This is a genomic window from Actinoplanes ianthinogenes (genome assembly GCF_018324205.1).
In the GTDB taxonomy this organism is placed as follows: domain Bacteria; phylum Actinomycetota; class Actinomycetes; order Mycobacteriales; family Micromonosporaceae; genus Actinoplanes; species Actinoplanes ianthinogenes.
The window spans coordinates 3,330,959-3,355,914 of sequence record NZ_AP023356.1 but is presented as its reverse complement, the minus strand read 5'-3'; the positions used below and the strand labels follow the sequence as shown (position 1 = coordinate 3,355,914).

The window sequence follows — 24,956 nt, the reverse complement described above, 5'->3', positions numbered from 1 at the left end:
CGCCTGCGGCTGGGGACTGGGGGCGACTTCGTGGGGGCTGGGCGGTGGCTGGGGGTCACGTCCACCGAAGTGGTGTATGACCTGGTCTTTCCCGGTGTATGAAGGCGGCCATCGCAGATCCTTCGGATTGTCTGAAGATCACGAAGGAGAGACCTGCGATGGCCGCAGAACCGAGTCTGAACGTCGCGAACCTGTTGCGCGAGCATCTTCAATCGGCGAGCCCTGATCTGCTGCGGGCGATGGTGAAAACCTTCGCTGACGTGCTGATGTCCGCCGAAGTCGACGCGCTGTGTGGCGCCGAGTACGGCGAACGCAGCGATGAGCGCACCAACTCCCGTAACGGCTACCGCCACCGCGACTGGGACACCCGCGCCGGCACCGTCGAACTGGCCATCCCCAAACTGCGGCAAGGCTCCTACTTCCCGGACTGGCTACTGCAACACCGCCGCCGCGCCGAACAAGCCCTCGTCAGCGTCGTCGCGACCAGCTACCTGCTCGGCGTCTCCACCCGCCGGGTCGAGAAACTGGTCGAGCAACTCGGCATCAAGCAGCTGTCCAAAAGCCAGGTCAGCGAGATGGCCCGCCATCTCGACGCCCAGGTCGAAGCGTTCCGCCAACGCCCGCTCGACGCCGGCCCCTACACGTTCGTCTGGGTCGACGCCCTGGTCATCAAGGTCCGCGAGCACGGCCGCACGATCAACGTGCACGCGCTGATCGCGGTCGGGGTCAACGCCGACGGCGGCCGCGAAGTCCTCGGCCTGGAGATCAGCTCCGACGAAGACGGCGCCGGCTGGCTGGCCTTCCTCCGATCGCTGACGGCCCGCGGTCTGGCCGGGGTCCGGCTGGTCGTCTCCGACGCCCACCGCGGCCTGGTCTCCGCGATCGGGGCTGCCCTGCCGGGCGCGTCCTGGCAACGCTGCCGCACCCACTACCTGCGCAACCTGCTCGCCAAAGTCCCCAAAACAGCGCAGCCCTGGGTCGCCACCCTGGTCCGCACCGTCTTCGACCAACCCGACACCGACGAAGTCCACGCCCAGTTCGCCCGCGTGCTCGACACCATCGCCGAGAAATTCCCTGACGCCGCCGAACACCTCGACGACGCCCAAGCCGACCTGCTCGCCTTCACCGGATTCCCGCGCGAACTGTGGCGCCAGATCTGGTCGAACAACCCGCAAGAACGCCTGAACAAGGAAATCCGCCGCCGCACCGACGTCGTCGGGATCTTCCCGAACCGGGCCGCGATCATCCGCCTCGTCGGCGCCGTACTCGCCGAACAAACCGACGAATGGGTCGAAGGACGCCGCTACATGGGCCTGGACCTACTCCGCAAAGCCCGCCTCACACCCATCACCACCAGCCAAGACACCGAAGCACCCGAACCAGCCGAGATCGCCGCATAGCATCAACCCACACGGATCAGCGATGGCCGACTCTTACACCACGCCAGCGGACGTGACCTGGCTGGGATGGTGCGGCTGAGGGCTGAGGGCTGAGGGCTGAGGGCTGAGGGCTGGGGGAGTTCGGGGTGCTGAGACGTGTCGGGTGACGGGGGACGGGGGTTCGGTGACCAGGCGCGGGCATTGAAGGGGGCGGAGATTGGTTTGGACGCGTCAGCGGCCAGATCTCCGCGCCCGGCCCGCGCGGGAGCATGCGGTCCGTACTCCAGCGGACGCGCGTATAGGAAGCCCTTGAATTTGATCTTGAGATGCGGCGACCGGCCTGCGGTGATCGTGGGGTGGGTGGCGTCTAGGCTCGCCTGGTGGATGGGTTGATTGTGGTGGACAAGCCGGCGGGGATGACGTCGCACGACGTGGTGGCGCGGATTCGGCGGCTGGCCGGGACTCGGCGGGTCGGGCATGGGGGGACGCTGGATCCGATGGCGACCGGGGTGCTGATCATCGGGGTGAATCGGGCCACCCGCCTGCTGACCTACGTGATCGGTGCGGCGAAAAGTTACACCGCGACCATCCGGCTGGGTGAGTCGACCGTGACCGACGACGCCGAGGGCGAGGTCACCGCGACCGCCTCGGTCGCCGCGGTGCGTGACGAGGCGATCCGGGCCCAGCTGGGGACGCAGGTCGGGGAGATCGACCAGGTGCCGAGCGCGGTCAGCGCTATCAAGATCAACGGGCAGCGGGCCTACAAGCGGGTGCGCGACGGTGAGGCGGTGGAGATCCCGGCTCGGCGGGTGACCGTGCACCGGCTCGACGTGCTGGACATCCGGCGGCCGGAGGGTCGTGACGTGATCGACGTGGACGTCGACGTGAGCTGCTCGTCGGGGACCTACATCCGGGCCATCGCCCGGGATCTGGGCGCGGCCCTCCAGGTCGGCGGGCACCTCACCGCGCTGCGGCGGACCGCGGTCGGTGAGATGACGCTGGACGTGGCGTCCACCCTGGAGCAGCTGGAGGAGCGCGCCCCGGAGGTGGTCGACCTGCCGATGGCGGAGGCGGCCCGGCGGGCGTTCCCGCAGCGGGTGGCGACCGAGGAGGAGACCCGGGTGCTGCGGCACGGCGGCCCGCTGGCGACGGTCGGGATCGACGGGCCCTACGCGGTGTTCGACCAGGCGGGTGAGGTCCTGGCGATCGTGAGCGAGCGGGGCGGCCGGGCCCGGGCGGAGATCGTGCTGTCGCCGGCGTGACCTATTTGAGGTGCCGCGCGACGGTGGCGATCAGGTCCGCGGCGGCGTAGGGCTTGTCCAGGAAGTCGTCGCAGCCGGCGTCCAGCGCGGCCTTCTGATCCTGCGGCAGCACCGAGGCGGTCACCGCGACCACCACGGGTTTCGGGCGGTCCGCCGGCGGCTCGCCGGTCTTCAGCTCGCGGGCCAGGCTGAGCCCGTTGCCGTCGGGCAGGTTGAGGTCGAGCAGGATCAGGTCGTAGCCGCCGGCGCGCAGGCTGTCCCGGGCCTCGGCCAGCGTGGTGGCGTCGACCAGTTCGGCGTCGCGGACCGTGTCCACGCCGGCCCGGGAGAGCACGGCCTTGACCAGCATCCGGTTCAGTTCCTCGTCCTCCACCAGAAGGATGCGGTGTGTCACTGGTCCTCCAAGGACGGGACGGCGCTGCGGAGCTGGACGGTGCCGGCCGGCGGGTGGGCGCCGCCGGCGGTCCGCCGGGCCGCCGGATGCGCCGGGTGATGCGGGAGCCCCAGGTGTGCCGCCGGGTGGTGACCGAGCAGCGGGGCCAGGCTGTCCCATCCGGCGCCGCCGGCCATCGCCTCGGCGACCACCCCGCCGGCCATCGCGGTGGCGATCAGCGGCGCGGCGTCGCCGGGCGCGCGTTCGGCCAGGGCCGCCGCGCTCAGCCCGAGCACCGGGGTGTGGCGTCCGGACGGGTCCTGTTCGAGTTCGGCGAGCAGGCTGAAGCCGTCCGCGGACGGGGACTGCATGTCGCAGACGATCAGGTCGAAGTTCTCCGCCCGGCTGCGGGCCAGGCCGTCCCGGCCGTCGGCGCAGGCCACCACGTCGGCGCCGCCGGCCCGCAGGCCGTCCTCGATCGCCTGGCGGATCGCGTCGTCGTGGTCGACCACCAGCACGCGCGGGGCGGGCCGGGCGGCGATCGCGTTGGACAGGGCGCTGAGCAGGGCCGGCTGGTCGACCGGCTTGACGAAGTAGTCGTGCGCGCCGAGCGCCAGGCCGGCCGGCGCCTCGTCCAGGATGCTGGCGAAGAAGACCGGTACGGTGGCCAGCGCGGCGTCCGCCTTGAGCCGGCGGATCACCTCCCAGCCGGAGATGCCGGGCAGCTCCACGTCCAGGACGATGGCGTCCGGCTTGTGCGTGCGGGCCACGGCCAGGCCGCTCTCCCCGGTGCCGGCCACCTCCACCCGGTAACCGGCGTTGCTCAGCTGGGTCTGCATCAGCTCGGCCGAGTGCGGGTCGTCCTCGACGAGCAGGACGTACGGGGCGTTCGCGGCGCCGGCGGCACTGGACCGGGCGACCGGGGCGGCGGGCAGGCGTACCGAAAAGGTGCTGCCCTGGCCCGGAGCGGAGCGCAGGGTGATCTCGCCGCGCTGGGCCTCGACCAGCCGGCGGGTCAGTGCCAGGCCCAGGCCGGTGCCGGCCCGGTGCCGGTCCGGATCGCCGACCTGCTGAAACTCCTCGAAGACGCGTTCCGCGTCGGCGTCGGCGATGCCCACCCCGGTGTCCGCGACGGTCACCGTCACGTCGGTGTCCGACCCGGTCACGGTGATCGAGATGGTGCCCTCGGACGGGGTGAACTTGATCGCGTTGGACAGCAGGTTCTCCACGATCTGCCGCAGCCGGAGCCGGTCGGCGAGCGCGGTCACCGGGGCCAGCTCGGTCATCACGGTCAGCCGCTTGTCGGCGAAGAGCGGGGCCAGCCCGGTGAGCAGCTCCTCGATCGCGGTGTCCACCCGGACCGGGGTGACCCGCAGGTCCATCCGGCCGGCCTCGACCTTGGCCAGGTCCAGGATGTCGTTGATCAGCCCGAGCAGGTGCCGGCCGCTGCCGTGGATGTGGTCGACCCAGTCGGCCGGCACCCGGCGGCGGTCGCCCTCCGGCTCCTCCAGGCGCATCAGGTCGCTGAACCCGATGATCGCGTTGAGCGGGGTACGCAACTCGTGGCTCATGTTCGCCAGGAAGTTGCTCTTCGCCTCGTTCGCCCGGGTCAGCGCGTCGACCGAGTTGCTCAGCTCGGTGGCCAGCCGGCGCTCGCGGACCATCGCGGCCTGCCGTTCGGCGAGCAGCCCGGCCTGCCCGCCGAGTTCGGCCAGCAGGCTCAGGTCGTCGTCGCTGAACAGGTTGCGGTACCGGTTGAGCAGCAGCACCCAGCCCTCGACGTCGGGCGGCACCGGCATCCGCAGCACGGTGACGAAGTCGTCGCGCAGGTCGTCACCGAAGTGCCGGAGCAGCGCCGGGTCGCCCTCGCGCAGCCGGGCCGGGCGGCCGCGGCGGATCAGCCCGGCCGGGTCGGCGGCGATCGGCTCGTCCGGCAGGTCGAGCGGCGGACCGGCGTACGCGGCCTGCTCCAGCGAACCGTCCGCGCGGGGCAGCAGCACCGCGACCGCGTCGGCGCCGGTCTGCACCCGCATGATGTCGGTGTACGCCTGCCAGATCTGCTCCGGCGACTCGGCCGGCGCCCGCAGCATCCGCTCGGTGATCGACTGCGCGGCGGCGGCCGAGGAGAGCCGGCGCAGCCAGCGCGGCGGCGCGAACGCGATCAGGTAACCGAGACCGCTGAGCAGGGCCAGCACCCGGCTGGCGGCGCGCAGGCCCTGGTGCCCGCCGGTCGCCGCGCCGATCGTCATGATCATCACGCCGAAGGTGAGGGTGGCCGCGGCCGCGGTCATCAGCCGGAGCCGGTTCGCGCCGGTGCGGGTGCGGGCCTTGTCGAACAGCAGCGCGGCGGCGGCCATCTCGGCGGCCAGGAAGTAGGTCACCGCGGCGGTGATCAGCGGAAGCGGCAGCGGGCGGGGCAGCACCGCGAGCGGGACGGCCAGCAGCACGAAGCCGCCCAGCGTGGCGAGCCTCACCAGCGGCGTGACCCGCCGGAGCCGGGCGGCCAGGCGCATCGTCAGGTAGGGCTGGGCCATCAGCGGCACGGCGGTCACCGCCCCGGTCCAGGCCGGTCGGTCGCCGATGGTCTGCCACAGCACGTCGAGCCCGAAGACCAGCGCACACGGCGCGAACACCAGGGTCACGTCGCGTTGCAGCGGGTCCCGGGAGCGGAGGTGGCCGAGCAGCGCGCGCAGGAAGAGCACCGCGAAGGTGATCTCCGCGGCGAGCAGGACGAGGCGGGTCCACTCGACGCTCATATCGGTGTCAATCGTACCGATCCGGGCGCGTCACAGGTGGGATACGCGATCGATACGCTAGGCCCTGACGACGAGGCTGAGGAGCTTTTCGATGCAGCGGTGGCGGGGATTGGAATCGGTTCCCGGTGGCTGGGGCCGGTCCGTTGTGACCATCGGCGTCTTCGACGGCGTGCACCGCGGGCACCAGGCGATCATCGGGCACGCGGTGAAGCGCGCCCGGGACATGGGCTTGCAGTCGGTGGTGCTGACCTTCGATCCGCATCCGGCCGAGGTGGTGCGCCCGGGCTCGCACCCGGCGGTGCTCACCGAGCCGGTGCGCAAGGCCGAGCTGATCGAGCAGCTCGGGGTGGACGCGCTCTGCGTGGTCCCGTTCACCCCGGCGTTCTCCCAGCTCGACCCGAACGAGTTCGTGCACGACGTGCTGGTGGAGAAACTGCACGCCGCCGACGTGGTGGTCGGTGACAACTTCCGGTTCGGGCACAAGGCGGCCGGGGACGTGCCGCTGCTGGAGAGCCTCGGGCGGACGTTCGGCTTCACCGTCGAGGAGGCGCCGCTGGTGTCGGCGGACGGGGTGGTCTTCAGCTCGACGTACATCCGCAGTTGCGTCGACGCCGGGGACGTGCACGCCGCGGCCGCGGCGCTGGGCCGCCCGCACCGGCTCGACGGCGTGGTGGTCCGCGGTGACCAGCGCGGGCGGGAGCTGGGCTTCCCGACCGCCAATCTGATGACCCATCGATACGCGGCGGTGCCGGCCGACGGCGTCTATGCCGCGTGGCTCACCCGCAGCGGTGAGAACGCCGGTCGCTGGGCGGCCAGCGTGTCGATCGGCACCAATCCCACGTTCTCCGGGCGGGAGCGCCGGGTGGAGGCGTACGCTCTCGACTTCTCGGGTGACCTGTACGGCGAGCGGGTCAGCCTCGACTTCGTGGCGCACCTCCGTGAGCAGCGCACATACGACGGCATCGAGCCGCTCGTCGCGCAGATCCGGGCCGACGTCGAAGAGACCCGCGTGTTGCTGCGATAACCCCCTGGTAGGGTTTCTGTGTCGTCTGAATCGGGCGACACCGGTCCTGCCACGCCTGCCCGACGCCGCGGGTCGCAGGAAATCCGTTGAATCGGCAACACAGAAGTTCGGAGAATATGGCGCTCGACCAAGACACCAAGAACAAGATCATGGCGGAGTACGCGACGAAGGAGGGCGACACCGGTTCGCCCGAGGTTCAGGTCGCGATGCTCACCAAGCGGATCGCCGACCTGACCGAGCACCTGAAGCAGCACAAGCACGACCACCACAGCCGTCGTGGTCTGCTGCTGCTCGTCGGCCAGCGCCGCCGCCTGCTGAACTACGTTCAGAAGAAGGACATCGCCCGCTACCGGACGCTCATCGAGCGTCTCGGCCTGCGCCGATAGTTTGACCGGGGAGCGGCTTCGGTCGCTCCCCGCGTAACACCACCCCACGGACCCGCGCGGCTCACACCGTCAGCACCGGTCTCCGGTAGTGGTTCCCAGGCTCTCTCCTGGGTACTTCGATCGAAGACCGGCCTTCTGAACCGCGCTTGTAGACCGCCGGGTCCTCGACGAAGAGGAGTACCTCACTTGACAGAGCAGACCGCTCTCGGCACCGAATCTCGCACCGCCGTCATCGACAACGGGTCGTTCGGCACCCGCGAGATCGTCTTCTCCACCGGCCGGCTGGCCAAGCAGGCCGCCGGTTCCGTGATCGTCCAGCTGGGCGACACGACTGTTCTCTCCGCGACCACGGCCAGCAAGGCGCCGAAGGAGCACTTCGACTTCTTCCCGCTGACCGTCGACGTCGAGGAGCGGATGTACGCCGCGGGTCGCATCCCCGGCTCGTTCTTCCGGCGCGAGGGCCGTCCCAGCGAGGACGCCATCCTCACCTGCCGCCTGATCGACCGGCCGCTGCGCCCGTCGTTCACCAAGGGCCTGCGCAACGAGGTCCAGGTCGTCGAGACCGTGCTGGCGCTCGACCCGGCCCACCCGTACGACGTGGTCGCGATGAACGCCGCGTCGATGTCCACCAAGCTCTCCGGCCTGCCGTTCAGCGGCCCGGTCGGCTCGACCCGGGTCGCGCACATCGACGGCCAGTGGGTCGCCTTCCCGACCATCGAGGAGCTCGAGCGGGCCACCTTCGACATGGTCGTGGCCGGTCGCGTCACCGCCGAGGGCGACGTCGCGATCATGATGGTCGAGGCCGAGGCCACCCCGCAGGCGGTCAAGCTGATCGCCGCCGGTGCCACCGCGCCGACCGAGGAGGTCGTGGCCAGCGGTCTGGAGGCCGCGAAGCCGGCGATCCGCGAGCTGTGCCGCGCGCAGAGCGAGCTGGCCGACGTCGCCGCCAAGCCGGTCGCCGAGTTCCCGGTCTTCCTGGACTACCAGGACGACGTCCTCTCCGCGGTCAGCGAGGCCGTCCGGGGCGAGGTCGCCGAGGCGCTGAAGATCGCCGGCAAGCAGGAGCGCGAGGAAGCCCTCGACCTGGTCAAGGCGAAGGCACACGAGCTGCTCGACGAGCGGTTCGAGGGCCGGGAGAAGGAGATCAGCGCGGCGTTCCGCTCGATCACCAAGTCCGAGGTCCGGCAGCGGGTGCTGCGCGAGCAGATCCGCATCGACGGCCGCGGCCCGCGCGACATCCGCCCGCTGACCGCGCAGATCGGCGTGCTCCCGCGGGTGCACGGCTCGGCGCTGTTCGAGCGCGGCGAGACCCAGATCCTGGGCGTCACCACGCTGAACATGCTGCGCATGGAGCAGGCGCTGGACACTCTCTCCCCGGAGAAGACCAAGCGCTACATGCACAACTACAACTTCCCGCCGTACTCGACCGGTGAGACCGGCCGGGTCGGCTCGCCGAAGCGGCGCGAGATCGGCCACGGTGCGCTGGCCGAGCGGGCGCTGGTGCCGGTGCTGCCGTCGCGCGAGGAGTTCCCGTACGCGATCCGCCAGGTCTCCGAGGCCCTCGGCTCCAACGGCTCCACCTCGATGGGCTCGGTCTGCGCCTCGACGCTGGCCCTGCTCGCCGCCGGTGTGCCGCTGAAGGCCCCGGTCGCCGGTATCGCGATGGGCCTGATCTCGGACGAGGTCGACGGCAAGACGCAGTACATCGCGCTGACCGACATCCTGGGCGCCGAGGACGCGTTCGGCGACATGGACTTCAAGGTCGCCGGCACCAGCGAGTTCGTCACCGCCCTCCAGCTGGACACCAAGCTCGACGGCATCCCGTCGGACGTGCTGGCCGGCGCGCTCCAGCAGGCGCACGAGGCCCGGGCGACCATCCTCTCGGTGATGAACGCGGCGATCGAGGCCCCGGCCGCGATGAGCGAGCACGCTCCGCGGGTCACCACCGTGAAGATCCCGGTCGACAAGATCGGCATGGTGATCGGCCCCAAGGGTCAGACCATCAACGCGATCCAGGACGAGACCGGCGCCGACATCTCCATCGAGGACGACGGCACGATCTACGTCGGTGCGACCAACGGCCCGGCCGCCGAGGCCGCGGTCGAGCGGATCAACGCGATCGCCAACCCGACCCTGCCGAAGATGGGCGACAAGTTCCTCGGCACCGTGGTGAAGACGGCCGCCTTCGGCGCCTTCATCTCGCTGCTCCCCGGCCGCGACGGCCTGCTGCACATCTCCAAGGTGGGCGACGGCAAGCGGGTGGAGAAGGTCGAGGACTTCCTCAACGTCGGCGACAAGGTCGAGGTCCAGATCGCGGACATCGACGCGCGCGGCAAGATCTACCTGGACAAGGTCCGCCCGGAGGGCGAGGAGGCCCCGGCCGCGCCGGCCGCCTCCGAGGGCAAGCCGCGTGAGGAGCGCGCCCCCCGGGAGAACCGGGAGGGTGGCGAGCCCCGTCGCCGCCGGTCCCGTCCGTCCGGTGACCGTGGCGAGCGCCGCGACTAAGTGACAGCTCGTGTGGTGAACGGGCCGGCCGGTCGGCCGGCCCGTTCCCTTACCCAGACCTTGCCGGACGGTGTGCGTCGCACCACGCTGCCGTCCGGTTTGCGCGTGATCACCGAGGCGATCCCGACCACCCGCAGCGCCGCCCTCGGCGTCTGGGTGGGGATCGGCTCCCGGGACGAGGCCCCGGCCATGTCCGGCGCCTCGCACTTCCTGGAGCACCTGCTCTTCAAGGGCACCCACAAGCGCACCGCCCTGCAGATCTCCGCGGAGATCGAGGCGGTGGGCGGCGAGACCAACGCCTTCACCACCAAGGAATACACCTGCTACTACGCGCGGGTGCTGGACAGCGACCTGCCGCTGGCGGTGGACGTGCTGGTGGACGCGGTGGCCGACTCGATCCTCGACCCGGCGGACGTGGAGACCGAGCGTGGCGTGATCCTCGAGGAGATCGCCATGCACGAGGACGAGCCGGGCGACGAGGTGCACGACGTCTTCGCCGAGGCGATCTACGGCAACCACCCGCTGGGCCGGTTGATCTCCGGCACCCCGGAGTCGGTCACCCCGATGACCCGGACCCAGATCAACAACTTCTACCGGAAGCGGTACAAGGCGCCGGAGATCGTGATCGCGGCGGCCGGCAACCTGGACCACGCGACCGTGGTCCGGCTGGTGCGCAAGGCGCTGGCCGGCACCCCGCTGGACACCGGCGCGGCCGGCCCGGCGCAGCCGCGGGCCGGGGACAAGCGGGTCCGGGTGCAGAAACCGCACACCGTGGTCCTGCACCGGGACACCGAGCAGGCGCACATCGTGCTCGGCGGCGTCGGCCTGAGCAGGTACGACGACCGCCGTTTCGCTCTGGGCGTGCTCAACAACATCCTCGGCGGCGGCATGTCCAGCCGCCTCTTCCAGGAGATCCGGGAGAAGCGGGGCCTGGCCTACTCGGTGTACTCGTACGCCGCCCAGTACGCCGACTCCGGCCTGTTCGGCGTCTACGCCGGCTGCGCCCCGGGCAAGGCCGGCGAGGTCCTCGACCTGATCCGCCAGGAACTCGAACGAGTGGCGTCGAGCGGCATCACCGCCGAGGAACTCGTCCGTGGCAAGGGAATGGTCAAGGGGTCGTACGTGCTGGGCCTGGAGGACACCGGCTCCCGGATGAGCCGGCTGGCCAAGTCCGAGCTGCTGCACGGCCACCTGATGAGCGTGGACGAGTTGCTCGGCCGGGTCGACGCGGTGACGATCGCCGATGTCGAGAAGGTGGCCGGCGACCTCCTTGCACATAGACACTCGCTGGCAGTCGTCGGGCCGTTCGACGAGGGCGCGTTTCCCCCTGGTTAACCTTGGGATCCGTGACAGCGCTGGACCACCCCCCTTCCTCTTCGCTCCGACGGCGACGGACCGTCGGCATGCTGGTCTGGGGGGTGGTCTTCGCCGTCGGGGTCTACTTCGTCGGCGTGCCGACCAGTGACCCGCTGATCGCGTTCGGCTGGCTGTGGCTGGCCACCATCGCCTGGCGCAACCACGAGCCGTGGCGGACCCACCTGCTCTTCCTGCGCGACTGGTTGCCGATCGCGCTGCTGCTGGTGGTCTACAACGTCTCGCGCAGCTGGGCCGACGACTTCTTCGCCCCGCACGTGACCCCGCTGATCGACGCCGACAAGGCGATGTTCGGCCGGCTGACCGGCGGCCAGGTGCCGACCACCTGGCTCCAGCAGCACCTCTACCACCCCGGTGAGACCCCGTGGTGGCTGGCGATCGTCACGCTGGTCTACGTCTCGCACTTCCTGACCGTGCCGACCATCGCGGTGATCCTGTGGGTGCGGGCCCGGGCGCCGTGGGCCCGGTTCATGCGCCGGTGGTTCACCCTCTGCGTGTTCGGCCTGGTCACCTACTTCCTCTACCCGGCCGCCCCGCCGTGGTGGGCCTACGAGCACGGTGCGCTGGCCGAGCCGGTGACCCGGATCTCCACCAACGGCTGGGACGTGCTCGGCCTGCACGGCGCCGGCAACACGCTGAACGCCCTCCAGGTCGAGCAGTCCAACCCGGTCGCCGCGATGCCCTCGCTGCACACCGCCTGGGCGATGATGGCGGTCGCGTTCTTCCTGCCGATGGTGCGCCGCCGGTGGTGGCCGCTGCTGCTGGCGTACCCGCTGGCGATGACGTTCACGCTCGTCTACACCGGCGAGCACTACGTGATCGACGTCCTGGTCGGCTGGCTCTACGTCGCGGCGGTGTTCCTCGTCGTGGGCCGAGCCGAGCGCTGGTGGGCGGCTAGGTTAGGTTCAGCGGGTGACGACTGAACCCATCCGTGTCGGTGTTCTCGGTGCTCGGGGCCGCATGGGCCTCGAGGTGTGCAAGGCGGTCGACGCCGCCCCCGATCTCGACCTGGTCGCGCTGCTCGACCACGACGACACCCGCGCCTCCGCGGTCGAGGCCGGCGCCCGCGTGCTGGTCGACTTCACCAACCCCGGCGTGGTGATGGAGAACCTGCGCTGGGCCATCGACCAGGGCATCAACGTGGTGGTCGGCACCTCCGGGTTCACCACCGAGCGCCTGGACCAGGTCCGCGGCTGGCTGGCGGACAAGCCCGAGGTCGGCGTCGTGATCGCGCCGAACTTCGGGATCGGCGCCGTCCTGATGATGCAGTTCGCCGCCCGCGCCGCCCGTTACTTCGAGTCGGTCGAGATCATCGAGCAGCACCACCCGCGCAAGCTGGACGCGCCCAGCGGCACCGCGATGCACACGGCCCGCCTGATCGCCGACGCCCGCAAGGCGGCGAAGTGCCCGCCGATGCCGGACGCCACCGAGGAGGAGTTCGCCGGCGCGCGCGGCACCGACATCGACGGCGTCCGGGTCCACGCGGTCCGCGCGTCCGGCCTCGTGGCCCACCAGGAGGTCCTGTTCGGCACGGCCGGCGAGACGCTGACCATCCGGCACGACTCGCTGGACCGCTCGTCGTTCATGCCGGGCGTGCTGCTCGCGGTCCGCGAGGTCGTGAAGCGCCCGGGCCTCACCCTCGGCCTCGACGAACTGCTCGACTGACTTTCACGATCTTTATTTACGCAGGTCCGCTCGGGTGCGGATCGCATGCTCCCGCGCGGGCCGGGCGGGCTGATCTGGCCGCTGGCGCGTCCAGAACGATCAGCCCGCCCTTCATTGTCCGCGGGTGGTTCCGGAGATCAAACCCCGGCTGGCCTTCAGCGCCCTGTCCGGCTCTCGGGTAGGGCCGTCAGGGCCAGCCCGGCACTCCCGGCTGGCCTTCAGCGCCCTGTCCGGCTCTCGGGTAGGGCCGTCAGGGCCAGCCCGGCACTCCCGGCTGGCCTTCAGCGCCCTGTCCGGCTCTCGGGTAGGGCCGTCAGGGCCAGCCCGGCACTCCCGGCTGGCCTTCAGCGCCCTGTCCGGCTCTCGGGTAGGGCCGTCAGGGCCAGCCCGGCACTCCCGGCTGGCCTTCAGCGCCCTATCCGGCTCTCGGGTAGGGCCATCAGGACCAGCCCGACACTCCCGGCTGGCCTTCAGCGCCCTATCCGGCTCTCGGGTAGGGCCATCAGGACCAGCCCGACACTCGCCGGCTGATCCTCAGCGCCCTAAGCAGACGCGAGATCGGGCCGAGCCGCTTGACGCCCCTGGCACATGGGATGTCTTCACGGTCCGCTGTCGGTCACCGAAACCCCGCTGTCCCGCTCCGCGTCAATCGGGCCTCGCGTTGTCCACAGCGACGCGTTGTCCACAGCCCGCCCGTCAGCGTCCTTCGAAATCCGCCACACTGTCGGAGGAAGGTCCCCCTTGGGAGGGCGGGCCGTGAGCGCGGGGTGGCGCGTTTCCGGCACGGGTGCGGTCGGTTACTGAGCCAGGTCGACGTGCAGGCGGAGCTGGGGGACCAGGAGGTCCTCGACGTCCAGGGCGCGGCCCGCGCCGTCCGGTTCCCAGCCCGCCGACTCCAGGAACTTGCGCATCACCGTGTCCGTGTCGTAGGCCCAGGCCACCGCCGACGTGAAGCCGTCCTCGCGCCACAGGTCGACGGCCGCCGCGAGCAGCCGGCTGCCGTGCCCGCGACGTCCCCAGCGCGGCTCCACCAGCAGGTCGGTGACGGCCGCGACCGAGGGCGGCAGCGGCGGCTCCTCCGGCGCCAGCGCCTGCTCGTCGGCCGGACCGGCGGCCGCGAACCCGACCACGTGCTCGGCCGTCTCACCCTGCTCCACGGCGATCAGCACGCGGTGCCGGGCGGACGGCGGCGCGGTGATGGCCTCGGTCCAGCCGGCGGCGAGCATCGCCTCGTCGAGCTGGGCCAGCACGTGCGCCGGGAACATGCGCCGATAGGCGCTGCGCCAGGTGGTCAGCTGGATGCGAGCGATCTCCGGGGCGTCTCCGGGACGCGCGGGACGGACGAAGCCGAGAGCCATGGCGGCAGCCTACAGAGGACGCCGGTAGCGCAGCTTCGGCAGCTCGATCCCGGCTCCCGCCCGGTGCGTCGCCGGCACCCCGTCGGTGGTCATCCCGGAACGCTCGTAGAACCGCCGGGCACGCTCGTTCCCGGCCAGCACCCACAATCGCATTTCCGGATATTTCCGGTCATGAAGAGACTGTCGCACCGCCGTGAACAGCAGCCGCCCCGCATCGCCTCCCCACTCGTCCGGGTCGACGTAGATGGCGTAGAGCTCGCCGAGCGCCGGCTCCTCCCGATCCGGGCCGAAGCTGGCGAAACCCACGATCCGGCCGTCCCGCTCGGCCACCAGGGTCTGCCGTTCCGGGTCGGCCCGCACGCTCCGGCGCCGCGCCGCGAAGACCGCCGGGTCCAGGGCCGCCAGGTGCTCGTCCGGCATGATCCCGGCGTAGCTCGCCCGGGTGGCGCGCACGTGCACCGCGGCGACGGCGTCGACGTCGGTGGCCGTTTCTGCCCGGATCACCGTCCCCATCCCACCGACTTTGTCATACCCCTGTCCTACTCTGCTGATCGATGACCAGTCTCGAGACGCTCTCCGTCGCTCAGGCCCGCCGGATCACCCTGGCCGCGCAGGGTTTCACCGACCCCAAGCCGGGCGGCGCCACCGACCTGCGCCACCTGCGCCGGGTGCTGCGCCGCCTGCACCTGATCCAGATGGACTCGGTGAATGTGTTGCAGCGCGCCCACTTCATGCCGCTCTACAGCCGCCTCGGCCCCTATCCGCCCGCTCTGCTGGAGCGCGCGGCCTATCGCCGGCCGCGGGAGCTGTTCGAGTTCTGGGGCCACGAGGCCTCGCTGATCCGGGTCGACCTCCAGCCGCTGTTCCGCTGGCGGATGGCCCGCGCGGAGCAGTATGCGTGGGGCGGCATGCGCCGGGTCGCCGCCGAGCAGCCCGACCTGGTCTCCTGGGTGCTCGACGAGGTCCGCGGCCGGGGGCCGATCACGGCCGCCGAGATCGAGCACGACGTCCCCCGGCGCAAGGACCACTGGGGGTGGAACTGGTCGGTCGTCAAGCAGGCGCTGGAGTGGTTGTTCTACACCGGCCAGGTCACCGCCGCCGAGCGGACCACCTCGTTCGCCCGGCGTTACGACCTGACCGAGCGGGTCCTGCCGGCCGCGGTGCTCGAGGCGCCCACCCCGGCCCCCGAGGAGGCGTTCCGCACGCTGGTCGACCTGTCCGCCCGGGCGCTCGGCGTCGCCGCCGAGCCCGAGCTGCGCGACTATTTCCGGCTGCCCACCAAGGAGTGCCGGGTGGCGATCGCCGAGCTGGTCGAGGCCGGCGTGCTGCGCCCGGTGGCCGTCCCCGGGTGGAAACCGGTGGCCTACCTGCACCACGAGGCCAAACTCCCGCGCCGCGTCGACGTGGCGACCCTGATCAGCCCGTTCGACCCGCTGATCTGGCAGCGCGAGCGCACCGAGCGGCTCTTCGACATGGCGTATCGGATCGAGATCTACGTGCCGAAGCCGCAGCGGCTCTACGGCTACTACGTGCTGCCGTTCCTGCTCGGCGATCGGTTCGCCGCCCGGCTCGACCTCAAGGCCAACCGGCAGACCGGCGTGCTGGAGGTGCCGGCCGCCTGGCTGGAGCCGGCCGCCGACCAGGACGAGACCGCCGAGGCGCTGGCCGCGGAGCTGCGCCGGCTGGCCGGCTGGCTCGGCCTGGACACCATCGCCACCCCGGTCGCGGGGGACTTCGCCGGCCCGCTCACCACGGCTCTCAAAAGCCTCTGAGGTGTACCGTGGCGCCCATGAGCACCGCAGTCGGCGACACCCTCCCGCCGTGGCTGGCGGACCAGCCGTTGCAGGGTCCGCCGGTGCCCCCCGACTGGCCGGCCTACCGGCATTATCCGGCCACCCACCCGGACCGGCTGACTCGCTTCTTCGACCGGCTGGCCACCCGCTCGCCGGTCTGGCTCGCCCCGCTCGCGGTGCTCGCCTGCATGGGCGGCGCGGTGGGCTACACGCTGGTCACCGACCCGGCCACCGCCGAGGCCGGCGCCGAGCCCACCTGCCTGCTGAAATATGTCACCGGTTTCGTCTGCCCGGGCTGCGGTGGCACCCGCGCCGCGTGGTACCTGTTGCACGGCGACCTGCCGGCGGCCGCCCGGCACCACGCCGTCTTCGTCTTCGCGGTGCCCTTCCTGCTGTACATGTATGTCGCCTGGGCCGGCCGCAAGATGTTCCGGTGGCGGATTCGGCAACTCACGATCAGTCCGGCCGTCATGATCACATTCATGGCGGTCTGGGCCGTCTGGAGCATCCTGCGTAACCTGCCCTGGGCCCCGTTCACCGCTTTCTACGTGTGACCGAGGCGTCCGATAGGTTGTCAGGTATGACGCACGACCCGCGGCCCTTCGGCCGGCTGCTGACCGCCATGGTGACCCCGTTCACCCGGGACGGCGCCCTGGACATCGAGGGCGCGGCCCGCCTGGCCGTTCACCTCGTCGACGAGCAGCGCAACGACGCTCTGGTGATCAGCGGCACCACCGGCGAGTCCCCGACCACGACCGACGCGGAGAAGGAGACGCTCCTGCGCGCCGTGGTGGAGGCGGTCGGCGACCGGGCCAAGGTGGTCGCCGGGGTCGGCACCAACAACACCGCGCACACCATCGAGCTCGCTCACACCGCGGAGAAAGCCGGGGCACACGGCCTGCTCGTCGTGACGCCGTATTACAACAAGCCCCCGCAGGCCGGCGTGCTGCGGCACTTCCTGGCCGTGGCCGACGCGTCCGGCCTGCCGATCATGGCGTATGACATCCCCCACCGGGCCGGCACCGCGATCGCCACCGAGACCCTGGTCCGGCTGGCCGAGCACGACCGGATCGTCGCGGTCAAGGACGCCAAGGGCGACCTGATCGCCAGCTCCTGGGTGCTGAGCCGGACCGGCTTGGCCTATTACTCCGGCGACGACGCGGCCACCCTGCCGCTGCTGTCGATCGGCGGCGTCGGCCTGGTCGGCACCTCCTCGCACTTCACCGGCGTGCTGGCGAAAAGCATGATCGAGGCCTATGCGGGCGGCGACACGGCCGAGGCGCTGCGCCTGCACCGCCAGGCTCTGCCGCTGTTCACCGGCATCTTCCGGTCGCCCGGGACGATCCTGGTGAAAGCCGGGTTGAACGCGTCCGGCCTGCCCGCGGGCCCGGTCCGGTCCCCGCTGGTCGACGCGAGTGACGACGAACTGAACCAATTGCGCCAGGACGCCGCAGCGGCCGGCATCGTGCTCTGACAGGAAGAGGCGAATGACTAACGCTCACGTGGAGCTGGGTCCGCCGCCCCCGCTGCCGGAGGGCGCCCTGCGCGTCGTTCCGCTCGGCGGGCTCGGCGCCATCGGCCGCAACATGACAGTGCTGGAGTTCGACGGCAAGCTGCTGGTGATCGACTGCGGGGTGCTCTTCCCCGACGTCGAGCAGCCCGGCGTCGACCTGATCCTGCCCGACTTCGCGCCCATCCTGGACCGGCTCGACGACATCCAGGCGATCGTGCTGACCCACGGGCACGAGGACCACATCGGCGCGGTGCCCTACCTGCTCGCGCACAAGGCGGACATCCCGCTGGTCGGCTCGGAGTTCACCCTGGCGCTGGTCGAGGCGAAACTGGCCGAGCGCCGGCTGGACCCGTACACGCTGACCGTCCGGGAGGGCGGCATCGAGCGGCTCGGCCCGTTCGAGTGCGAGTTCTTCGCGGTGAACCACTCGATCCCGGACGCGCTGGCCGTCGCCGTGCGCACCCCGGCCGGGTTGCTCCTGCACACCGGCGACTTCAAGATGGACCAGGTCCCGCTGGACGGCCGGATCACCGACCTGGCCGGGTTCGCCCGGCTCGGCGCGGAGGGCATCGACCTGCTGCTCTCCGACTCGACGAACGCCGAGGTGCCCGGGTTCGTGGCGCCGGAGCGGGACATCGGCCCGGTGCTCAGCTCGATCTTCGGCAAGGCCAAGGGCCGGATCATCGTGGCCAGCTTCGCCTCCCACGTGCACCGCGTCCAGCAGGTCATGGACGCCGCCTGGGAGTACGAGCGCAAGGTCGCCCTGATCGGCCGTTCCATGGTCCGCAACATGGGCATCGCCCGGGACCTGGGACTGCTGCGCATCCCGGACGGCCTGCTGGTCGGCCTGGACGAGGCCACCCACCTGCCGCCCGACGAGATCGTCTTCATGTCCACCGGGTCGCAGGGCGAGCCGATGAGCGCCCTGGGCCGGATGTCCACCGGTGACCACCGGCACATCACCATCGCGCCGGGCGACACCGTCGTGCTGGCCAGCTCGCTGGTGCCGGGCAACGAGACCTCGGTCTACCGGGTGATCAACCAGCTGTCCCGGGCCGGCGCCACGGTGATCCACAAGGAGACGGCGAAGGTGCACGTCTCCGGCCACGCCCCGGCCGGCGAGCTGCGCTACCTGCTGAACGTCACCCGGCCCAGCAACCTGATGCCGGTGCACGGCGAGTGGCGGCACCTGCGCGCCCACGCCCAGCTCGGCATCGAGACCGGCGTCGCCCCGGACCGCGTGGTGCTCTGCGAGGACGGCGACGTGGTCGACCTGGTCGAGGGCCACGCCCGGGTGGTCGGCAAGGTCCGCAGCCGGTACGTGTACGTCGACGGCCTGGCGGTCGGCGACGTCAGCGAGTCGCTGCTGACCGAACGCCGGATCCTCGGCGACGGCGGGTTCATCGCGGCCACCGTGGTGATCGACTCGGTGACCGGCAAGGTGGTCGGCGAGCCCAGCATCTCGGCCAAGGGCTTCTCCGAGGACCCGGACGCGTTCAACCCGGTGATCCCGCTGCTCACTGCGGCTCTGCACCGCTCCGCCGAGGACGGCATCACCGACACCCACCAGCTGCAACAGGTGGTCCGCCGCACGGTCGGCCGCTGGGTGAACGACGCGTACCGGCGCCGTCCGATGATCGTTCCCACCGTGGTCGAGGTTTAAGGCAACCCTAAAAACCTGTGAAAACGGCATAGAACTCAACCATTTTCGGACTCGCCCCGTACTCCCAGGCACGGTGCCGCCCCCACGGCACCCGTGGCGGAGGGAGTACTCCAGATGCAGCGCAGATCGATCGCCGTAGCTGCGGCGGTAGTGGCGGCGACCGCGGCGGCGGTCGCCTTCACTCTGCCGTCACTGGCCGGCACCACGCCGGAGAGTGACAGCGGCACGACGAAGGCGGGCGTGGCCGGGGGCGTGTCCCCGCAGCTGCTCGCGGCGATGAAGCGTGACCTGGGCCTCGACGCGGACCAGGCGACCACCCGGCTGAACCGGTCGAAGTGGGCCGGCGGGGTCACCGCGACCCTGGCCGCGGCCACCGGTGACAGCTACGCCGGCGCGTGGCTCGCCAAGGACGGCACCACGCTGAAGGTCGCGGTGACCGATGCCGACGCGGCTGCCGAGGTGAAGGCCGCCGGCGCCGTACCGGTGCTGGTCAAGCGCAGCGAGTCCGAGCTGGACGCGGCCAAGAGCAAGCTGGACGCGAAGGTGAAGTCGGCCAGCGGCCTGACCGGCTGGTACGTCGACGCCCCGACCAACAAGCTGGTCATCGTCGCGACGCCGGACGCCGCGACCGACCCGGCGACGTTCGCCCGCAGGGCCGGTGTCGCCGCCGACGCGGTCACCGTGAAGATCAGCAAGCAGCAGCCGAAGCCGCTCTTCGACGTCCGCGGCGCCGACCCGTACTTCATCTCGGTGGACGGTGGCACCGCCCGCTGCTCGATCGGCTTCTCGGTGGAGGGCGGCTTCGTCACCGCCGGCCACTGCGGCACCCCGGGCACCACCACCACCGGCTTCAACAACGAGGCCCAGGGCGTGGTGAAGGCCTCGGTCTTCCCGGGCAACGCCGACATGGGCTTCGTCGAGGTGAACGGCGACTGGACGCCGCGCCCGGTGGTCAACGACTTCAAGGGCAACGAGCTGCCGGTGGCCGGCAACACCGAGGCCCCGGTCGGCGCCGCGGTCTGCCGCTCCGGCTCCACCACCGGCACCTTCTGCGGCACCATCCTGGCCAAGAACCAGACCGTCCGGTACCCGGAGGGCGCGGTGACCGGCCTGACCCGCACCGACGTCTGCGCCGAGGGCGGCGACTCGGGCGGCCCGTGGCTCTCCGGCGACCAGGCCCAGGGCGTCACCTCGGGTGGCTCCGGCGACTGCACGGCCGGTGGCGAGACGTTCTTCCAGCCGGTCAACGAGATCCTGGCGGCGAACAACCTGACGCTGGTGACCAGCGGCGGGGCGGACCAGGGTGACGCGACCGCGGCCCCGACCGAGTCGGCGAGCGCTCCGCCGGCCGACGAGACGGCACCGCCCGCCGACGGTGCGGCCGCCTGCGGTGACCTGGCGGTGCAGCGGGACGGCACGATCAACCGGACCGGCAAGGCCCAGGCCCAGCCGAACGGCGGCACCTTCCGGGCCCGCGCCGGCACGCACACCGCCTGCCTCCAGGCGCCGGACGGCGCCGACTTCGACCTGGTCCTCCAGCGGCTGACCAACCGTGGCTTCCGGACGGTGGCCCAGGCCACCGGGGACGGCGTCAAGACGCTCAGCGTCGAGCAGCGCTCCGGCACCTTCCGGTACGTGGTGGTCGCGACCTCCGGCAGCGGCGCCTACTCGCTCGGCTTCAACGTGCAGTAGTCGGCACGGCGTACGCGAGAAGGACCGGGACCGGAAAGCGGCCCGGTCCTTCTCGCGTCTCAGCTCTTGAGCTCGCCCAGCGTCTCGCCGAGCCGGCAGGCGGTGGCGATCCCGCAGATCATCACCTGGTCGAGCTGTTCCGGCGTCACGCCGCGCTCCCAGTCGGTCGACACCTCGCCGATCACGATCGCCGCCCCGTCGTCGGTGACCTGCACATACGCTTTCGGCCAGAGCTGATCCCGGTTCCACGTGTTGCAGAACTCGTAGAGCCTCGGCACGTCCTCGATCGTGAAGACGTGCTGCATCATGGCCCGGATCTGCAACATCTCCCGGTTCGCTCCGTGCTGGAGGAAATAGATCAGGTTCCCCTGAAAGTTCCCGGCGATGTCACCGTCCTCGTCGACGAAGTACGCGAACTCACGGGCGTCCAGCGCCGCTTTGATCATCTCGGTGTCGAGTGGTTGCACTCGGTGAGCTTAAGCGCCGGGCGAGGCGGAAAAGCGAGGATGGGTCACGGTGCGCCTTCTCGATGCGCTGGGCGCGGACAGATACGGTGTCATCCATGGCGGGCCGAACTCCTCCGGCGAGCCGGGGCCGTGCCGCGTCCACGTCGCGCGGCGCCGCGACCTCGCGTGCCCGGCAACCGGCCCGGCCGGTCAAGAAGGCGGCCGCCAAACCGGCCGCCCGTAAGCGTCCAGCGGCGCGCAAGCCGCCGCCCGCGATCGGGCCCGGTGTCGCCCGGGGCGTCGGCGCGCTCTGGATGGGCCTGGCGCACAGCGTCGGCTGGGTGGCCCGGGGCGCCGGGCGCAACGCCCGCAACATCGGCCCGGAGCACCGCCGCGACGGCGCCGGGCTGCTCATGCTCGGCTTCTCGATCCTGACCGCGGTCGCCGTCTGGGCGCACAGCGCCGGCCCGCTCGGGCAGCGGCTGGCCGACGCGATCCACCTGTTCTTCGGTGGGCTCGGCGTGTTCCTGCCGCTGCTGTTCTTCTACGGCGCGGTGCGGCTGATGCGCGAGCCGGTCGACCCGGAGCACCGCGGGCGCAACCCGGTCGGCTGGTCGGCGGTCATCATCGCCACCGCCAGCCTGCTCTACCTCTCCGACGACCGGACCCCGGACGTCGCGCTGACCGGCAACGGTGGCCTGCTCGGCTACGGCGTCGGCTCGGTGCTGGAGCGCGCGGTGAGCGCCTGGGTGGCCGTACCGTTGCTGATCCTGCTCTTCGTCTTCGGTCTTCTGGTGATCACGGCGACCCCGATCGCGAAGATCCCGGAGCGGTTCGCGCTCCTCGGCGACCTGGTCCTCGGCCGGACCGCCCAGCGCGCCCCGGTCGACCTGCCGCAGGACAGCCTGGACGACGAGGAGGAGACGGCGGCCGCGCCGGTCAAGCCGCGCCGGCGCCGGCCGTCCCCGATCCCGCCGCCGCCGGACCCGGAGGCCGAGCCGGAGGAGTTCGAAGAGGACCTGGTCCTGCACGACACCATCGCGCTGCCGAAGGTGCCGGCCACCCGCAAGAAGCAACCGCCGGAGCATTCCGAGCCGCCGATGCGCGCCGAGCAGCTGGACATCTCCTCGGTGGAGAGCGGCGACTACAAACCGGCGCCGTTCAAGCTCCTCGCCACCGGCGCCCCGGCCAAGGCCCGCAGTCGCGCCAACGACGAGATCATGGCGGCGCTCACCGGCGTGTTCGAACAGTTCAACGTGGACGCGCTGGTCACCGGCTTCACCCGCGGCCCGACCGTGACGCGTTACGAGGTGGAGATCGGCCCGGGCACCAAGGTCGAGCGGATCACCCAGTTGTCGCGGAACATCGCGTACGCGGTGAAGTCCCCCGATGTCCGGATCCTCTCGCCGATCCCGGGCAAGTCGGCGGTCGGCGTGGAGATCCCGAACACCGACCCGGAGAACGTGTCGCTCGGCGACGTGCTGCGGTCGCCGGTCGCCGCCCACGATCACCACCCGATGGTCGTCGCGCTCGGCAAGGACATCGAGGGCGGGTTCGTCGTGGCGAACCTCGCGAAGATGCCGCACATCCTGATCGCCGGCGCGACCGGCGCCGGTAAGTCCAGCTGCCTGAACTCCCTGCTGGTGAGTCTGCTCACCCGGGCGACGCCGGAGCAGGTGCGGCTGATGCTGGTCGACCCGAAACGGGTGGAGATGACGGCGTACGAGGGGATTCCGCACCTCGTCACCCCGATCATCACCAACCCGAAGAAGGCCGCGGACGCCCTGGAGTGGGTGGTCCGCGAGATGGACATGCGGTACGACGACCTGGCCGCCAATGGGGTCCGGCACATCGACGACTTCAACCGCAAGGTCCGCAACGGCGAGATCGTGGCCCCGCCGGGCAGCGAGCGCGTGATGAAGCCGTACCCGTACCTCCTGGTGATCATCGACGAGCTCGCCGACCTGATGATGGTGGCGCCGCGCGACGTCGAGGACTCGGTCGTCCGGATCACCCAGCTGGCCCGTGCCGCCGGCATCCACCTGGTCCTGGCCACCCAGCGCCCGTCGGTCGACGTGGTCACCGGCCTGATCAAGGCGAACGTGCCGTCCCGCCTGGCCTTCGCCACGTCGTCGCTGGCCGACTCCCGGGTCATCCTGGATCAGCCCGGCGCCGAGAAACTGCTCGGCCGCGGCGACGGCCTCTTCCTCCCGATGGGCGCCTCGAAACCGACGCGTATCCAGGGCGCCTGGGTGGACGAGAAGGAGATCGCGGCGGTCGTCAAGTACTGCAAGGACCAGCGCGAGCCGGAGTTCCAGGAGGGCGTCACCGACGCGCCGCCGAGCAAGAAGAAGGAGATCGACGAGGAGATCGGCGACGACCTCCAGCTGTTGATCCAGGCCATCGAGCTGGTGGTGACCAGCCAGTTCGGCTCGACCTCGATGCTCCAGCGCAAGCTGCGGGTCGGGTTCGCCAAGGCCGGCCGCCTGATGGACCTGATGGAGACCCGCGGCATCGTCGGGCCGTCCGAGGGCAGCAAGGCGCGGGACGTCCTGATCAAACCGGACGAGCTGGAGGAGTCGCTCGCGGCCCTGCGCGTCGACTGACGGTCCTCAGGCGGCGACCGACGCCGGCGCCGGGAACGGATCACGGAAGGTGAAGCCCTCCGGGCCGGGGCCGTCGGCGCGCAGGCGGTCCAGCCGGGTGATGCCCTCGCTCAGGGTCGGGATCCGGCCGGCCGGGAGCCACCAGAGGACCAGGGCGGCCGCCGGCCCGTTCGGGTGGAACCACTCGCGGCGGCGGCGCAGGTAGTCGAGGTGCCCGCTCTGGTAGGCGTAGGCGCGCAGGTGCTCGAGCGACTCCCAGACCGACAGCGTGTAGATCCGGCTGGGGTCGGCGGCGTCCTCGGTGACGGCGCCGTCCCCGTCCTCGGGCAACCGCCAGACGAAGCCGGGCGAGCGGTCGGCCAGCTCGTTCATCAGGGTGAGGCCGGCCACGAACTCGGCCATCGACGGGTCGTCCAGCGGCGCTTTCAGGCGGGCGGTGTTGATCTGGGCGAGATGGAAGGCGCTCATGAGACCAGCACACCAACTCCCGGCTCTAATGTCAATCGTCGTTTGTTTTAGAGAGGCTGACGCAGCAGCGGCCCGGGGCGGCGTCCATCCGCGCGGTCCAGGCCGTGTCCTGGCCGGCGCCGGTCAGCAGGCCGCTGACCAGCGCCAGGTTCATCCCGCAGATCACCGGCGGGAACTGCTCGGCGAGCCGGTGGAACGGGCAGTTGCGCAGCTCGATCCGGTCCGGCCCGTCCGCCACCGGCGCGTACCCGTGCCCGGCCAGCAGCTCGTGCACGTCCTCCCCGGCGCCGGCCCGCTGCCCGTGCCGCCGGGCCACGTCGTTCAGCACGTTCTCCGCGCCGGTCTCGTCGAGCGCCTCGGCGAGCAGCTCGGCCGCGGTGCGGTAGGCCCGCGGCGGCACGCTGACCGCGTGCTCCGCCGCGGCGAGCTGGTACAGCTTCGCCGGACGCCCGGCGCCCGGCCCGCTCCGGCCGGACCGTCTCGCGTACGACGTGGCGAGCAGCCCGGCGGCGACCAGCTTGTCCAGGTGGAACGCGGCGAGCGTGCGGCCGATGCCGAGCACCTCGGCCACCTCGTCCCGCCCGACCGGCCCGTTGCCGTCCGCCACCACCCGGTACGCCCGCCGCCGCACCCCGTCGGCGAGGGCGGTGAGGGCGTCCAGGTCGTCCAGGTCCTCCGAAGTCGTCACCCGGC

At 71.2% G+C, this 24,956-nt stretch carries 21 protein-coding genes; 14 read left to right on the top strand and 7 right to left on the bottom strand.

Annotated elements, in window-relative coordinates; translation table 11 throughout:
- Nucleotides 1–158: 158 nt before the first annotated feature.
- Nucleotides 159–1,400, top strand: coding sequence for an IS256 family transposase (locus tag Aiant_RS15025; RefSeq protein WP_212847090.1), 1,242 nt, complete (start codon nucleotides 159–161; stop codon nucleotides 1,398–1,400).
- Between the two features lie 395 nt (nucleotides 1,401–1,795).
- Nucleotides 1,796–2,641, top strand: coding sequence for a tRNA pseudouridine(55) synthase TruB (truB, locus tag Aiant_RS15020; RefSeq protein WP_229831478.1), 846 nt, complete (start codon nucleotides 1,796–1,798; stop codon nucleotides 2,639–2,641).
- 1 nt (nucleotide 2,642) lies between these two features.
- On the opposite strand, the gene Aiant_RS15015 is transcribed toward truB, so the two are convergent.
- Nucleotides 2,643–3,035, bottom strand: a complete 393-nt coding sequence (locus Aiant_RS15015; protein ID WP_189336805.1) for a response regulator — start codon at nucleotides 3,033–3,035, stop codon at nucleotides 2,643–2,645.
- A complete protein-coding gene (locus tag Aiant_RS15010; protein WP_189336804.1) occupies nucleotides 3,032–5,770 on the bottom strand; it encodes an ATP-binding response regulator in 2,739 nt (912 codons plus the stop codon). The genes Aiant_RS15015 and Aiant_RS15010 overlap by 4 nt, the downstream gene beginning before the upstream one ends.
- A gap of 91 nt (nucleotides 5,771–5,861) precedes the next feature.
- Here Aiant_RS15010 and Aiant_RS15005 point away from each other — a divergent pair, with 91 nt between their 5' ends.
- The 6 genes from Aiant_RS15005 (at nucleotide 5,862) to dapB (ending at nucleotide 12,724) form a co-directional block, all read left to right on the top strand.
- Nucleotides 5,862–6,794 (top strand): bifunctional riboflavin kinase/FAD synthetase, encoded by a 933-nt coding sequence (locus Aiant_RS15005; RefSeq protein WP_189336803.1) that lies wholly within the window; start codon nucleotides 5,862–5,864, stop codon nucleotides 6,792–6,794.
- A 116-nt stretch (nucleotides 6,795–6,910) separates the two neighbouring features.
- Nucleotides 6,911–7,180 carry a 30S ribosomal protein S15 gene (rpsO, locus tag Aiant_RS15000; RefSeq protein WP_189336802.1) on the top strand — a complete coding sequence of 90 codons (270 nt, stop codon included), beginning with the start codon at nucleotides 6,911–6,913 and terminating at the stop codon, nucleotides 7,178–7,180.
- 186 nt (nucleotides 7,181–7,366) lie between these two features.
- Complete coding sequence (locus tag Aiant_RS14995) at nucleotides 7,367–9,685, top strand: polyribonucleotide nucleotidyltransferase (RefSeq protein ID WP_189336801.1); 2,319 nt, start codon at nucleotides 7,367–7,369, stop codon at nucleotides 9,683–9,685.
- Nucleotides 9,686–11,020 carry a M16 family metallopeptidase gene (locus Aiant_RS14990; RefSeq protein ID WP_425322670.1) on the top strand — a complete coding sequence of 445 codons (1,335 nt, stop codon included), beginning with the start codon at nucleotides 9,686–9,688 and terminating at the stop codon, nucleotides 11,018–11,020. It abuts the gene before it with no gap.
- A 68-nt stretch (nucleotides 11,021–11,088) separates the two neighbouring features.
- Nucleotides 11,089–11,982 carry a phosphatase PAP2 family protein gene (locus tag Aiant_RS14985; RefSeq protein WP_229831473.1) on the top strand — a complete coding sequence of 298 codons (894 nt, stop codon included), beginning with the start codon at nucleotides 11,089–11,091 and terminating at the stop codon, nucleotides 11,980–11,982.
- Between the two features lie 37 nt (nucleotides 11,983–12,019).
- Nucleotides 12,020–12,724 carry a 4-hydroxy-tetrahydrodipicolinate reductase gene (gene dapB, locus Aiant_RS14980; protein WP_189336814.1) on the top strand — a complete coding sequence of 235 codons (705 nt, stop codon included), beginning with the start codon at nucleotides 12,020–12,022 and terminating at the stop codon, nucleotides 12,722–12,724.
- Nucleotides 12,725–13,521: 797 nt separating this feature from the next.
- Here the strand turns inward: dapB and Aiant_RS14975 are convergent.
- Both Aiant_RS14975 and Aiant_RS14970 read right to left on the bottom strand, forming a co-directional pair.
- Nucleotides 13,522–14,082: a GNAT family N-acetyltransferase gene (locus tag Aiant_RS14975; RefSeq protein ID WP_189336798.1), complete on the bottom strand. Its 561-nt coding sequence runs from the start codon at nucleotides 14,080–14,082 to the stop codon at nucleotides 13,522–13,524.
- 9 nt (nucleotides 14,083–14,091) lie between these two features.
- Nucleotides 14,092–14,595 (bottom strand): GNAT family N-acetyltransferase, encoded by a 504-nt coding sequence (locus Aiant_RS14970; protein WP_189336797.1) that lies wholly within the window; start codon nucleotides 14,593–14,595, stop codon nucleotides 14,092–14,094.
- Between the two features lie 41 nt (nucleotides 14,596–14,636).
- Here Aiant_RS14970 and Aiant_RS14965 point away from each other — a divergent pair, with 41 nt between their 5' ends.
- From Aiant_RS14965 to Aiant_RS14945, 5 genes are all read left to right on the top strand, one after another.
- Nucleotides 14,637–15,854, top strand: coding sequence for a winged helix-turn-helix domain-containing protein (locus Aiant_RS14965; RefSeq protein WP_189336796.1), 1,218 nt, complete (start codon nucleotides 14,637–14,639; stop codon nucleotides 15,852–15,854).
- Nucleotides 15,855–15,871: 17 nt separating this feature from the next.
- The gene (locus Aiant_RS14960; RefSeq protein WP_189336795.1) at nucleotides 15,872–16,429 is read left to right on the top strand and encodes a DUF2752 domain-containing protein; all 558 of its coding nucleotides are present in this window, start codon (nucleotides 15,872–15,874) and stop codon (nucleotides 16,427–16,429) included.
- Nucleotides 16,430–16,455: 26 nt separating this feature from the next.
- Entirely contained in the window at nucleotides 16,456–17,349 is an 894-nt protein-coding gene (gene dapA / locus Aiant_RS14955; RefSeq protein ID WP_189336794.1) for a 4-hydroxy-tetrahydrodipicolinate synthase, read from the top strand.
- Nucleotides 17,350–17,362: 13 nt separating this feature from the next.
- Nucleotides 17,363–19,051, top strand: coding sequence for a ribonuclease J (locus Aiant_RS14950; RefSeq protein ID WP_189336793.1), 1,689 nt, complete (start codon nucleotides 17,363–17,365; stop codon nucleotides 19,049–19,051).
- 114 nt (nucleotides 19,052–19,165) lie between these two features.
- A complete protein-coding gene (locus tag Aiant_RS14945) occupies nucleotides 19,166–20,743 on the top strand; it encodes a S1 family peptidase (RefSeq protein WP_189336792.1) in 1,578 nt (525 codons plus the stop codon).
- Nucleotides 20,744–20,802: 59 nt separating this feature from the next.
- On the opposite strand, the gene Aiant_RS14940 is transcribed toward Aiant_RS14945, so the two are convergent.
- The gene (locus tag Aiant_RS14940) at nucleotides 20,803–21,210 is read right to left on the bottom strand and encodes a YbjN domain-containing protein (protein WP_306415866.1); all 408 of its coding nucleotides are present in this window, start codon (nucleotides 21,208–21,210) and stop codon (nucleotides 20,803–20,805) included.
- 95 nt (nucleotides 21,211–21,305) lie between these two features.
- On the opposite strand from Aiant_RS14940, the gene Aiant_RS14935 reads away from it, so the two are divergent.
- Nucleotides 21,306–23,795, top strand: a complete 2,490-nt coding sequence (locus Aiant_RS14935) for an FtsK/SpoIIIE family DNA translocase (RefSeq protein ID WP_189336791.1) — start codon at nucleotides 21,306–21,308, stop codon at nucleotides 23,793–23,795.
- A gap of 6 nt (nucleotides 23,796–23,801) precedes the next feature.
- Here the strand turns inward: Aiant_RS14935 and Aiant_RS14930 are convergent, their stop codons facing one another.
- Together Aiant_RS14930 and Aiant_RS14925 are read right to left on the bottom strand one after the other, a co-directional pair.
- Nucleotides 23,802–24,263, bottom strand: a complete 462-nt coding sequence (locus tag Aiant_RS14930; protein ID WP_189336790.1) for a DUF3291 domain-containing protein — start codon at nucleotides 24,261–24,263, stop codon at nucleotides 23,802–23,804.
- A 31-nt stretch (nucleotides 24,264–24,294) separates the two neighbouring features.
- On the bottom strand, nucleotides 24,295–24,951 hold the full coding sequence (locus Aiant_RS14925) for a helix-turn-helix transcriptional regulator (RefSeq protein WP_189336789.1): 657 nt from the start codon (nucleotides 24,949–24,951) through the stop codon (nucleotides 24,295–24,297).
- Nucleotides 24,952–24,956: the final 5 nt, after the last annotated feature.

Coding starts and splice junctions, on each gene's coding strand:
- Aiant_RS14960 (WP_189336795.1), top strand. CDS start 15,872: ATGAGCACCGCAGTCGGCGACACCCTCCCGCCGTGGCTGGCGGACCAG.
- truB (WP_229831478.1), top strand. CDS start 1,796: ATGACGTCGCACGACGTGGTGGCGCGGATTCGGCGGCTGGCCGGGACT.
- rpsO (WP_189336802.1), top strand. CDS start 6,911: ATGGCGCTCGACCAAGACACCAAGAACAAGATCATGGCGGAGTACGCG.
- Aiant_RS14945 (WP_189336792.1), top strand. CDS start 19,166: ATGCAGCGCAGATCGATCGCCGTAGCTGCGGCGGTAGTGGCGGCGACC.
- Aiant_RS15005 (WP_189336803.1), top strand. CDS start 5,862: ATGCAGCGGTGGCGGGGATTGGAATCGGTTCCCGGTGGCTGGGGCCGG.
- Aiant_RS14965 (WP_189336796.1), top strand. CDS start 14,637: ATGACCAGTCTCGAGACGCTCTCCGTCGCTCAGGCCCGCCGGATCACC.
- dapA (WP_189336794.1), top strand. CDS start 16,456: ATGACGCACGACCCGCGGCCCTTCGGCCGGCTGCTGACCGCCATGGTG.
- Aiant_RS14970 (WP_189336797.1), bottom strand. CDS start 14,595: ATGGGGACGGTGATCCGGGCAGAAACGGCCACCGACGTCGACGCCGTC.
- Aiant_RS14930 (WP_189336790.1), bottom strand. CDS start 24,263: ATGAGCGCCTTCCATCTCGCCCAGATCAACACCGCCCGCCTGAAAGCG.
- Aiant_RS15010 (WP_189336804.1), bottom strand. CDS start 5,770: ATGAGCGTCGAGTGGACCCGCCTCGTCCTGCTCGCCGCGGAGATCACC.
- Aiant_RS14950 (WP_189336793.1), top strand. CDS start 17,363: ATGACTAACGCTCACGTGGAGCTGGGTCCGCCGCCCCCGCTGCCGGAG.
- Aiant_RS14985 (WP_229831473.1), top strand. CDS start 11,089: ATGCTGGTCTGGGGGGTGGTCTTCGCCGTCGGGGTCTACTTCGTCGGC.
- Aiant_RS14975 (WP_189336798.1), bottom strand. CDS start 14,082: ATGGCTCTCGGCTTCGTCCGTCCCGCGCGTCCCGGAGACGCCCCGGAG.
- dapB (WP_189336814.1), top strand. CDS start 12,020: ATGGGCCTCGAGGTGTGCAAGGCGGTCGACGCCGCCCCCGATCTCGAC.
- Aiant_RS15025 (WP_212847090.1), top strand. CDS start 159: ATGGCCGCAGAACCGAGTCTGAACGTCGCGAACCTGTTGCGCGAGCAT.
- Aiant_RS14935 (WP_189336791.1), top strand. CDS start 21,306: ATGGCGGGCCGAACTCCTCCGGCGAGCCGGGGCCGTGCCGCGTCCACG.